At 37.0% G+C, this 12,019-nt stretch carries 7 protein-coding genes and 1 pseudogene; 1 reads left to right on the top strand and 7 read right to left on the bottom strand.

Translation table 11 applies throughout. The features are described from left to right. Positions 1-78 precede the first annotated feature (78 nt). Together rpsG and rpsL are read right to left on the bottom strand one after the other, a co-directional pair. A complete protein-coding gene (rpsG, locus tag B9Y54_RS03565) occupies positions 79-549 on the bottom strand; it encodes a 30S ribosomal protein S7 (protein ID WP_085558995.1) in 471 nt (156 codons plus the stop codon). Between the two features lie 65 nt (positions 550-614). Further along, complete coding sequence (gene rpsL, locus B9Y54_RS03560; RefSeq protein WP_085558994.1) at positions 615-1,028, bottom strand: 30S ribosomal protein S12; 414 nt, start codon at positions 1,026-1,028, stop codon at positions 615-617. Between the two features lie 312 nt (positions 1,029-1,340). Between rpsL and B9Y54_RS03555 the strand changes: the two genes are divergently transcribed. Further along, positions 1,341-2,099 carry a prepilin peptidase gene (locus B9Y54_RS03555; RefSeq protein WP_085558993.1) on the top strand — a complete coding sequence of 253 codons (759 nt, stop codon included), beginning with the start codon at positions 1,341-1,343 and terminating at the stop codon, positions 2,097-2,099. A gap of 221 nt (positions 2,100-2,320) precedes the next feature. On the opposite strand, the gene B9Y54_RS12480 is transcribed toward B9Y54_RS03555, so the two are convergent. From B9Y54_RS12480 to rpoB, 5 genes and pseudogenes are all read right to left on the bottom strand, one after another. Further along, positions 2,321-2,566 (bottom strand): hypothetical protein, encoded by a 246-nt coding sequence (locus tag B9Y54_RS12480; protein ID WP_200805350.1) that lies wholly within the window; start codon positions 2,564-2,566, stop codon positions 2,321-2,323. A 99-nt stretch (positions 2,567-2,665) separates the two neighbouring features. Then, positions 2,666-3,421: pseudogene (locus B9Y54_RS12705) on the bottom strand (hypothetical protein). Between the two features lie 2 nt (positions 3,422-3,423). After that, positions 3,424-3,654: a hypothetical protein gene (locus B9Y54_RS12460; protein WP_200805347.1), complete on the bottom strand. Its 231-nt coding sequence runs from the start codon at positions 3,652-3,654 to the stop codon at positions 3,424-3,426. 768 nt (positions 3,655-4,422) lie between these two features. Next, a complete protein-coding gene (gene rpoC / locus B9Y54_RS03545; protein ID WP_085558992.1) occupies positions 4,423-8,034 on the bottom strand; it encodes a DNA-directed RNA polymerase subunit beta' in 3,612 nt (1,203 codons plus the stop codon). A gap of 181 nt (positions 8,035-8,215) precedes the next feature. Next, positions 8,216-11,779, bottom strand: coding sequence for a DNA-directed RNA polymerase subunit beta (gene rpoB, locus B9Y54_RS03540; protein ID WP_085558991.1), 3,564 nt, complete (start codon positions 11,777-11,779; stop codon positions 8,216-8,218). Positions 11,780-12,019: the final 240 nt, after the last annotated feature.

Raw genomic sequence — 12,019 nt, 5'->3', positions numbered from 1 at the left:
TGTATTAAAAAAAACACATTTTTTCCAATAAAGGCATGGTCTTCAAAAAACAAAAACCAAGCCTTTTGTTGGAAAATTTTACCAGCGGTAATGAGCGAAAGCTTTATTAGCTTCTGCTACTTTATGTGTTTCTTCACGTTTCTTAACAGCAGCACCTGAATTGTTTGCTGCATCCATAATTTCTTTAGCTAAGCGTTGTTCCATAGTATCTTCTCCACGTAGACGTGAATAGTTTACTAACCAACGTAATGCTAATGCAGTACGACGGTCTGGACGAACTTCAACTGGCACTTGGTAGTTAGAACCCCCAACACGACGAGCTTTAACTTCAATAACAGGCATGATATTTTTCATTGCTTGTTCAAATACTTCAATAGGATCGTTGCCAGTTTGTTCTTTAACTACTTCAAGAGCGTTGTAAAGAATTGTAGCAGCTTTTCCACGTTTTCCATCAACCATTAAACGGTTGATTAGACGAGTAGCTAATTTAGAATTATAAATCGGATCTGGTAAAACATCACGTTTAGTAATAGGACCTTTACGAGGCATCCAAATTCCTCCTTTCAAAAATAGTTTTAGTTTTGTTATATTTTATAGTTAGTTTAAGAAAAAGCTTATTTCTTAGGTTTTTTAGTCCCGTATTTAGAACGACTTTGTTTACGATCTGCAACACCAGATGTATCTAAAGCACCACGAACGATATGGTAACGTACTCCTGGTAAATCTTTAACACGTCCTCCACGGATAAGTACAACACTATGTTCTTGCAAGTTGTGTCCTTCTCCCGGAATATATGCTGTTACTTCAATTAAGTTAGATAAACGAACACGTGCATATTTACGTAACGCTGAGTTAGGTTTTTTAGGAGTCATAGTTCCCACACGAGTACATACACCACGTTTTTGAGGTGAGTTTACGATTGTTTGTTTTTTTCTTTTACTGTTGTATCCTCTGTTTAAAGCAGGAGATTCTGATTTTCCGACTTTAGATTTGCGAGGGCTACGAACTAATTGATTAATAGTAGGCATTGGTAATTTCCTCCTTTCCTGTATTTATCTTTTCTAGTCCACACATCCAGGCGGTTCTTTTTCCAGCAAAAAAATAGTGCTGCAAATCGCAACCAACTTTGCTTATGGAACGTTTGGCCATTGTACCAGTCAGAACGACCGATAGATAGGAATCTGTATACAAAAGCACCTTGTGAATCATACCACGTCATTTTTTCTTTGTCAACAAATGTTTCAACTTTTTTTATTTCAAATTTTTAAATTTCCTTGAAGACAACAACGTATATTTAAATTGATACACTATACTCTCAAAGATAGGAGAGGAAATAAAATATGATTCATATATTGCTTATTTTTTCTATTTGGATGATCGGAGCTTGTTTCGGTTCTTTTTTCATGGTTATTGGATTAAGATTCCCAATTGGCCATTCCATAATTCATCCACGGTCAACTTGCTCTAATTGCTTTCATTATCTTGGAACTCTTGAACTGATTCCCTTCTTTTCTTATGTTATACAAAAAGGTCATTGTCGTCATTGTCATACAAAATTTTCTTTTTTATATCCTTTCACCGAAGCTTTAACCGGATTACTTTTTGTTTTAGTTTTTTTTCGATTTATAAATCAACCCAAAGAAATTCTATTACTCTTTTTTTTAATTGCTTTTGGCATTATATTTTTTATCAGTGATTTATATTATTTCCTATTACCTGATTCTTTAATGCTTTTATTTTTTTCATCAACCATAATTGTGCGCTTGTGGTTTCACCCTCTACCTTTATATTACTACTTTATAAGTGGCATTAGTTTCTTCTTATTATTTTATGCTTTCTATTGCTTTACTAGCCAAGGGATAGGAGGGGGGGATGTAAAACTTTTTGGTATTTTAGGTCTATTTTTTGGTTTTGAGTTAACTTTATTCATTTTATTTATTGCTTGTCTAAGCAGTTTAGTATTCGGTCTCGGTCTCTTTGCTCTTAAAAAAATTTCAAAACATACACCTTTCCCATTTGCTCCATTTATCTTCTTAGCTTCTTTTATTGTTGCGCTCTACGGAGAAAATTTTCAAGTTATTTTTTACTCGCTTTTTTAATTAATTGATTTAAAGAAAGAATTGATTGTCGCTTTTATTACCGTTAACACGAGTAAACCTCACCAAGTAATTTAGCGTCGGCATGTTGCCTTTTCAAGCTTTAGTTAATTAGTTTCTTCAAGTACTTGAACATGCTAGTATTCACAATTATCTAAGAAAGAAGCGAAGTGAAAATTCCACTCCTTTCTCAGATAAATTAATCGGGCTAACTTTTTTTCCATTTATCCTTTAATGCTAACTTTTGTTTTTTTACTTTTTATTGACACATCTGGTTCGTCGTCTCCACGATACCGGGCATGTGAAGGGGTGTTACACTTACGGTAGTTAACTTCTTCTTTGATTAAGGGAGACGGAAGATCATTTAAAATTTGATGAGCTGCATCCAATTCTCGCTGTGTTTCTTCTTTATCTTGATACATAAATTTATCAGAAGGTACATCTGAGGCTAGTTCTGCTTTCTTTTTCAAATCTTAAATAAGAATTTCTTGTTGGCATTTCATATTTAAATGCACTTCTTCTATCCGTGGATTCTGCATGTTTCTATTTGTATCAGAGACATGACTATGCTAGTCAAACACACCCTGATAGACACTACTTGCACGGTCTCGCGTATTTATATTCGTGAGCAATAAATCTGAATTTGTTACATCTTCAATGACTATTTTTTTATACCGCTTTACTCCGACGATTCCAATACGTTCGATATAATATGGGAATACTTTACTTAAAGTTTTTTCTACTGGGACCATTGCCTCATAAATCTCATTTAAGCCATTAGATTGAACACCTTGGATAGCGATTCGGACAGATTCAGGGCGCACGATTTCTCTTGGTGGCATGATTCCATGGCGTAAAAGATCATAAAGTACTGTTCCAGAAATATTAATGCGGTAACTTTCATTATGTGGACGCGTTTGGTTTGTAGTTGGATTATCACAGTGAGTGCAATAAAACACTTCATGGTATAAAGGAATATTAATCCCTATCTCTTGAGGCGAATGCTAATCAAAAATTGAGTGACTAGCATACTTATCGTAGTAATCACCAATCCCTGCATGATCACGCCCGATTAGAGCATGTGTACAACCCTAATTTTTCATAGTTAATGCATGCAATACCGTTTCGCGAGGACATGCAAATATATAGGTCACGCGAAGAGGTGATAATATTGTGCGTTCTTTGGGATAATGGGTTTCTAGAACACTTTTGTAAGACATCATACGGTGCTCATAACATATATATTCCCTCTTTGTCATTTCAACAAGTAGCTGAATCAATAGCCCATCCACTTCTTCTAATACATTTTTTATGAATACATTCATGTCTACGATGTAAAGGATTGGCTCCTGTAATAAGACCAGCAACAGAACGAAATTTTTTCATAAAATTTATACCATGCATCGTTAGTTTCCATACGGATGTCTTTGAATGGTCCCCAAATGACACGGTTCACTAACTGAGTTGGTCCTCCAAGAGCAATATTGCCCATCCGGCGATGAACAGCATCTACACCAAGATAATCACGATTTGTCGTACCAATATAGATGGAATGCACGAAATTCTTTGTCGCAGTTAAAAATATCTTGTACAAGTAGTAGCGTAATAACCGTATTATACTTGTTTATTAAAGCTACCTAAGCATTTTCTTTTAAAGAACGAATCATCCCTTTATTCTGTTTTTCTTTTGGTGCGAAACTTAGTGGAACAGGTCAAATTGTTCCATTTTCTAATCTGCCTTTTGTTAAGACTCATTTATAGTCTTTCTCGTTCATAAATCCTTCGTTTAGAGACAAGACACCAATAATAATCATTTCTGTCGTAATGACAGCTTCTAGATCAACGCTGATTCTTGGAAGCATTTCGTCTCTTTTAAGTGCCTCTTATCTTTTTTCTCCTACAAGAACTCGATTAACAAGCTTCCCCCATCTGATTTTTGCGGATAATTACTAAACTTTAAATCGCTTGATTTCACTATATCGGTCACTTGTAGAACCCTCCAATCTTTTTTATATCTCATCAGGAATACTTTTATTATTTATTTTATAAAAATGTAAATAAGTGTCCAATTCTTCTAGTTTCCTACCTTGTAAAAATTTGTAAGTCACTAATATATACATGTGTTCGAAAGCATTTTCTTTTCAAAGTAATGATCTTATTTTCATCAAAACAATGTCCTTTGTTAAGAAAAAATATAACATTTAGTTAATATTAAACGACTCTTAACAATTAAATGTTCGTTTTTTTATCGAACCAAAAAAAAGCAGTTCAACCGATTCTAGGAATCAGTTGAACTGCTTTTCATCATTATTCAATTTATTTCGCCTTACTTAGTATCATTGATGCTGTAAACATTTTCACTTACGACGCCAACACCTTTAGGCTCCATTTTACGGTATTTAGCCATTCCAGTACCAGCCGGAATAATTTTACCGATGATAACATTTTCTTTCAATCCTAATAACGGATCGCGCTTGCCGCGGATTGCAGCATCTGTTAAGACACGAGTCGTTTCTTGGAATGATGCAGCAGATAAGAAACTGTTTGTTTCTAATGATGCTTTTGTGATTCCTAATAAGACTGGACGAGCTGTAGCTGGCACGCCACCGGCCATTAATGTCTTGTTATTTTCTTCTGTAAAGTCATGAATATCGATTAAAGTACCTGGTAAAACATCTGTTTCACCTGGATCCATGATACGAACTTTACGTAACATTTGACGGACCATTACTTCGATATGTTTATCTCCGATTTCTACTCCTTGCATACGGTATACTTTCTGAACTTGACCTAACAAGTAATTTTCAACAGATAGAACATCGCTTACGCTTAGTAATTGCTTAGGATCAATTGAACCTTCAATTAAGCGAGTACCGCGTTCAATGATATCTCCTTCAGCCACTTTCATGCGTGAGATAAACGGAACTTGATAACTACGCGTATCTGTTTCACCTTTAATAGTTACCTCTTTAGTACGATCTGCAGGATTTTCATCGATTGAGATAACTTCCCCTGTTACTTCAGTAATGACTGATTGTCCTTTAGGATGACGAGCTTCAAATATCTCTTGGATACGAGGTAGCCCTTGAGTAATATCATCTCCAGCAACTCCACCGGTATGGAATGTACGCATTGTCAACTGGGTTCCTGGCTCACCAATTGATTGAGCAGCGATTGTTCCAACTGCTTCACCAACTTCAACTTCAGAACCAGTTGCTAAGTTACGACCATAACAGTACTTACATACGCCATGTTTAGTATTACATGTGAAGACTGAACGAATCGTAATCGATTCAATTCCAGCATCGATGATTTGTTTAGCAATATCTTCTGTAATAATCTCATTGCTCTTAATGATAACTGATCCATCATTAGGATTTATAACTGTTTTACGAGTGTAACGACCTAATAAACGCTCTTCAAGAGGCTCAATGACTTCATTTCCGTCTTTAATTGCCATAATTTCAAGTCCACTATCCGTTCCACAATCTGTTTCACGAATAATAACGTCTTGTGCTACGTCTACTAAACGACGAGTCAAGTAACCTGAGTCAGCCGTTTTTAGAGCTGTATCGGTCATTCCTTTACGGGCTCCATGAGTAGAGATAAACATTTCTAAAACAGAGAGACCTTCACGGAAGTTAGATGTAATAGGTAACTCCATGATTTGACCATTCGGTGCTGCCATTAATCCACGCATACCAGCAAGCTGTGTAAAGTTGGAAATGTTACCACGGGCACCAGAGTCACTCATCATAAAGATTGGGTTGCGGTCATCTAAACTTTCCATCAGTCGGACTTGGATGCGATCTTTTGTAGCATTCCAAACAGCGATAACACGTTCGTAACGCTCTTCATCCGTAATCAGACCACGACGGAATTGTTTTATTATGTTATCTACTTGGCCATGAGCTTCCTCTAATATGTGTTGCTTTTCTTCTAAAACAACAATATCAGAGATACCTACAGTGATTCCAGCAATTGTAGAATACTTGTATCCTAAATCTTTCATCTTATCTAACATTTTTGAAGTTTCAGCGATTTTAAATCGTTTGAAGACTTCAGCAATGATATTACCCAGATTTTTTTTCTTAAATGGTTTAACTAATTCTTGCTCTTTAATATGAGCTGGAATATCTGTTCCCATTTCAACAAAATAATTATCTGGTGTGGCAACTTCAAGGTTGCTTTGTGTTGGCTCATTCAAATATGGGAATTCATTTGGCATGATTTCGTTAAAAATTAATTTACCAACTGTTGTAATTAGCATTTTATCTTTTTGCCATTCAGTAAATGGTTTACCTGGAATATCGATTGAACGAATACCAACACGTGAATGTAAATGTACATAGCCACTTTGGTAAGCGATTAAGGCTTCATTTAAACTACTAAATGTCATACCTTCGCCTTCGCGCTCTTCTTCTTCCATCGTTAAATAGTAGTTACCTAAAACCATATCTTGTGATGGAGTAACAACTGGTTTACCATCTTTAGGGTTCAAGATGTTATGAGCAGCTAGCATCAACATACGTGCTTCAGCTTGTGCTTCGTCACTTAATGGTACATGGACAGCCATTTGATCACCATCGAAATCGGCATTATAAGCTTCACAAACTAGTGGGTGAAGACGAATCGCTTTACCTTCAACTAAGATAGGCTCAAATGCTTGGATACCTAATCTATGAAGTGTCGGTGCTCGGTTTAATAGTACTGGATGTTCACGGATAACTTCTTCTAAAACAGGCCAGATAGCGTCATCTTGACGATCAATTTTGCGTTTAGCATTCTTAATATTGCTAGCAATATCGCGGGCAACTAATTCACGCATAACAAATGGTTTGAATAGTTCAATAGCCATTTGTTTAGGCAAGCCACATTGATACATTTTCAAAGTTGGACCAACTACGATAACTGAACGGCCAGAATAGTCGACACGTTTTCCTAGTAAGTTTTGACGAAAACGCCCTTGTTTCCCTTTTAACATATGAGATAACGATTTTAAAGGACGGTTTCCTGGTCCAGTAACAGGGCGACCACGGCGACCATTATCAATCAAAGCATCAACGGCTTCTTGTAACATACGTTTTTCATTTTGAACAATAATATTTGGAGCCATTAAGTCTAATAGACGTTTTAGACGGTTATTACGATTGATAACACGACGATACAAGTCATTTAAATCACTTGTTGCGAAACGTCCGCCTTCTAATTGAACCATTGGGCGGATTTCTGGAGGGATAATTGGAATAACGTCCATAACCATCCATGAAGGATGATTTCCTGAGTTACGGAATGCTTCTAAGATATCTAAACGACGAATAGCACGTGTTCGTTTTTGTCCTTGAGCTGTTTTTAGTTCTTCTTTTAGCTCGCCAACTTCTTTTTCTACGTTTACGTCATCTAGCAATTGCTTGATAGCTTCTGCTCCCATTGCAGCTTGGAATTCATTTCCGTATTGTTCACGGCGTTCACGGTATTCTCTTTCGGTTAACAACTGTTTTCTTTCCATTGGAGTGTTTCCAGGTTCAGTAACCACGTAAGAAGCAAAATAAATAACTTCTTCAAGTGCACGCGGGCTCATGTCTAAGACAAGTCCCATTCGACTTGGAATTCCTTTGAAATACCAGATATGAGTAACTGGCGCTGCTAATTCGATGTGTCCCATACGCTCACGACGTACTTTTGAGCGAGTAACTTCAACCCCACAGCGATCACAAACAATCCCTTTGTAACGAATCCGTTTGTACTTTCCACAAGCACATTCCCAGTCCTTTGAAGGTCCAAAAATACGTTCACAGAATAGTCCATCACGTTCAGGTTTTAATGTGCGATAGTTAATGGTTTCTGGTTTTTTTACTTCTCCATAAGACCAACTGCGGATCTTATCTGGAGAAGCCAAGCCTATTTGCATACTATTAAAATTATTAACGTCTATCAAGGGGCCTACCTCCCTTTATTTTTTTCGAGCTGCCCTATCTTGCTCTCTTTTTTCTGGATTATTTTTAAATTAAACTTCACACTCTTGCTCTAAGAGAAAAATGAAAAACTATCCTCGAAGCAGTTGCCTCTTAAGGTATTTTTCCATTTTTCTCTCAGAGCTTGATAGAGCGTTCAGCGTCTTAATCTTTTAGTCTTTCTACTTCAGCTGCAGCTGCACGAACTTTTTCTTGTTCTTCAGCGTATTTACTTAAAGCATCAATGTTTACAATGTCATCGTCATCATCCATGTCACGTAGTTCGATTTCCTCATCATCAGCATTTAATACTTTCATATCTAATCCTAATGCCTGTAATTCTTTAACTAGTACACGGAATGATTCAGGAACTCCTGGTTTCGGAATCGGTTCGCCTTTAACGATAGCTTCATAAGTTTTCACACGACCAACGACATCATCTGATTTGTAGGTAAGGATTTCTTGTAACGTATAAGCTGCCCCATATGCTTCAAGCGCCCAAACTTCCATCTCTCCAAAACGTTGTCCACCAAATTGAGCTTTACCACCCAATGGTTGTTGTGTAACTAATGAGTAAGGTCCAGTTGAACGTGCATGTAATTTATCGTCAACCATGTGGGCTAACTTAATCATATACATAACTCCAACAGAAATACGGTTATCAAACGGTTGTCCTGTTCTTCCATCGTATAAAACAGTCTTAGCGTCTGCAGCCATTCCTGCTTCTTTAACGGTTTCCCAGACATCTTGGTCGTTCGCTCCATCAAATACTGGTGTAGCGATATGAATACCCAATTGACGAGCAGCCATACCGATATGCAACTCTAGCACTTGTCCAATGTTCATCCGTGAAGGAACTCCTAATGGGTTCAGCATGATATCTACTGGTGTTCCATCAGGCATAAATGGCATATCTTCTTCTGGCATGATTAAAGAGACAACCCCTTTATTACCATGACGTCCAGCCATTTTATCTCCTTCATTGATTTTACGTTTTTGAACAATATACACACGAGCAAGCATATTTACTCCTGGAGATAATTCATCGCCAGCTTCACGTGTAAAGATTTTCACATCATGAACCGTTCCGCCTCCACCATGTGGTACACGTAAAGAAGTATCACGTACTTCACGAGCTTTTTCTCCAAAAATAGCATGCAATAAGCGTTCTTCAGCAGATAGTTCAGTTACTCCCTTAGGTGTTACTTTACCAACTAATAAATCGCCATCGCGTACCTCAGCACCAATACGAATGATACCCATTTCATCTAAATCTTTTAATGCGTCTTCTCCAACGTTTGGAATTTCGCGAGTGATTTCTTCAGGTCCAAGTTTTGTATCACGAGCTTCTGATTCATATTCTTCAATATGGATAGAAGTGTACACATCATCTTTAACCAAACGTTCACTCATGATAATCGCATCTTCGTAGTTATACCCTTCCCAAGTCATGAAGGCTACTAGTGGGTTTTGACCTAATGCCATTTCCCCATTTTCCATTGAAGATCCATCTGCTAAAATTTCGCCTTTATCTACGCGATCACCTTTAGCAACAATTGGGCGTTGGTTGTAACAAGTTCCAGCATTTGAACGACGAAATTTTGTGACAGCGTACTTATCTAATGCACCATTGCTTTGACGGATGCGAATTTGTTTAGCATCTACGTACTCAACTATTCCATCATTTTGACAGATAATTGCAGCACCTGAGTCTTTTGCGGCTACGTATTCCATACCTGTTCCTACTAAAGGAGCTTGCGGATTGACCAAAGGAACCGCTTGACGTTGCATGTTGGCTCCCATTAGGGCACGGTTACTATCATCATTTTCCAAGAAAGGAATACAAGCTGTTGCGACTGCTACTACTTGCTTAGGTGATACGTCCATGTAGTCCACTCGGCTAATAGGGACTTCCAAGTTTTCTTCAACATAACGAGCAAGAACATTTTCATTCGCAAATGTGCCATCATCATTTAATTTTGCATTTGCTTGAGCTACTACATAAGCATCTTCTTCATCGGCTGTTAAATAATCAATTTGATTGGTTACTTTACCCGTTTCACGGTCTACACGACGATAAGGTGTTTCAATAAAACCAAATTTATTTATTTTAGCGTAACTTGATAGACTGTTAATTAATCCAATGTTTGGTCCTTCAGGAGTTTCAATCGGGCACATACGGCCATAATGCGAGTAATGCACGTCTCGAACTTCATAACCGGCACGGTCTCTAGTTAAACCACCGGGTCCTAGGGCCGATAAACGACGTTTGTGTGTTAACTCGCCTAAAGGATTGGTTTGATCCATAAATTGTGACAATTGAGAAGAACCGAAGAACTCTTTAATTGCTGCAACTACTGGACGAATGTTGATTAATTGTTGTGGTGTAACAGTTGCCATATCTTGAATAGACATTCTTTCACGAACCACACGTTCCATACGAGACAAGCCAATACGATATTGGTTTTGTAATAACTCACCAACTGAACGAATACGACGATTGCCTAAATGGTCAATATCATCTACGTGGCCAATTCCTTCTTGCAAATTAAAGAAGTAGTTCATTGAAGCAATAATATCAGCAGGTGTAGCATTTTTTATCTCTGTTGAAATCACACTGTTCCCGATAACATTAACTACGCGCTCAGGATCTTTTGGAGAGACTACTTTTACAACTTGTAATAAAATTGGATCTTTTACTACCGCGTCCTCTGATGGATAGTAAGTTACACTGTTTAAACCAGCATCAAGGTAAGGATCTAAAATATCCATATGATCGCGATCTAAAAGTGTTCCTTGTTCGATTAATATTTCGCCAGTTTCTGGATCAATTAGCGTTTCAGCTAATGTCAGATTGAATAGGCGTGTTTTTAAATTCAACTTTTTGTTTACTTTGTAACGGCCTACATTAGCTAAGTCATAACGTTTTGGATCAAAGAAACGAGCAGTTAATAAACTTCTTGAGCTATCTGCTGTTTTTGGTTCGCCTGGACGTAGACGCTCATACACATCTTTTAAGGCTTCTTCTGTACGTGAATCACTTGCATTTTTGTGCAAATCTTTTTCTATTGTTAAGCGAAGACTTTCATTATCACCAAAGATTTCAAAAATTTGGTCATCTGAGCCAAAGCCTAATGCACGAACTAGAACAGATAAAGGAATTTTACGAGTACGGTCAATGCGGACATAAGAAATATCTTTTGCATCTGTTTCATATTCTAACCATGCTCCACGGTTTGGAATCAAAGTTGTTCCAAAATTTTCTTTACCATTCTTATCTAATTTACTATTAAAGTAAACACCTGGTGAACGAACCAATTGAGAAACAATGACTCGTTCAGCTCCGTTGATAACAAAAGTACCCATATCTGTCATCAGTGGGAAGTCGCCAAAGAAAACTTCTTGATCTTTAACTTCTCCTGTTACTTTATTAATTAGACGTAACTTTACATAAATAGGCGCTGAGTAATTAGCATCATGAGAACGAGCTTCTTCAACTGTATATTTTGACTCTTGTAATTGATAGTCCAAGAACTCTAATGAAAGGTTTCCTGCGAAGTCTTCTATCGGAGAAATGTCTTTAAACATCTCGCGTAAGCCTTCGTCTAAGAACCATTGGTAGGAATTGGTTTGAATTTCAATCAAATTTGGAAGTTCTAAAACTTCGCTGATTCGCGCAAAACTTTTACGTGTACGGTGTTTTCCGTAATTTACTAAGTGGCCTGCCAACCTATTCACCCCTTAAAATTGTTTTGAATGTGCTTTTCAGAAAATCAAAATTAGTTCATTCGCTTATATTACATTTAAATGTCAAATATTAACATTGCGTAACATCGCATAAATTAACCTATTTTTTGACAAAAAAAAACCAAAAGAGTCGTGAACTTTAAAATAAAAATCACATTTTCTTTTGTTTTCGTTAAAAAGCGTGTTCTGGACAATATTTCAGAACACTCTTACTCTAATCTA

The organism is Carnobacterium iners, assembly GCF_900177385.1.
Lineage (GTDB): Bacteria > Bacillota > Bacilli > Lactobacillales > Carnobacteriaceae > Carnobacterium_A > Carnobacterium_A iners.
Note: the sequence above shows the minus strand (reverse complement) of the source record. Positions and strands in the feature narration are given on the sequence as shown.